Source organism: Dellaglioa sp. CoH-57-MRSF-19, from assembly GCF_056781975.1.
Genome location: NZ_JBXAXW010000102.1, coordinates 1 through 525 on the forward strand (window position 1 = coordinate 1; position 525 = coordinate 525).

Sequence of the window (525 nt, forward strand, 5' to 3'; positions counted from 1 at the left end):
GTTGTAGGCCGCAGTTCCCATGTTTGCGAGGCTACGTTCACGATACGCCGCGATCCACGAGTGCACGGTAATGATCAGGCCCGTACTCAGCGCCGGAATGATGATCAGCAGGTACCAGAGGTTGATCGCAGCGTGAAACGCTTTGGGCGGCAGCACACCAAACGCGAATGCCGCGCCCCCGAGCACGAACAGAAACACACTGCTGAAGCCAATCGCAGCCTGAATAGCACCTGACCACGCGAGTACCCGAATCCAGCCGCCCAGCGACCGGGACTCAACCCAGATACCGCCAACTGCGTAGCAGTTCCACCAGCTGATCCCGAAGTTCAGGGCCAACATCAAGGCAATCATCAACATTTAAACCTCCTTTCGAAGTGTGGGTTTGCTGTACACAAACGCGTGCTCTGCAACGCCCGGTCGGTATTCAGGGTAGACGGTGATAGTCGCGGCAAGCTTCCCATTCTGGAGCTTTGCCGCATCCAGATCATTTACGTAGCCACCGACCGCTGCGCCCCCGAAATAGGT

1 protein-coding gene is annotated in these 525 nt (G+C 57.3%); it reads right to left on the reverse strand.

The features are described from left to right. Window positions 1-357 (reverse strand): hypothetical protein (locus AC1RO3_RS08435; protein ID WP_481763997.1); only part of this gene is annotated, 357 nt, incomplete at its 3' end. Window positions 358-525: the final 168 nt, after the last annotated feature.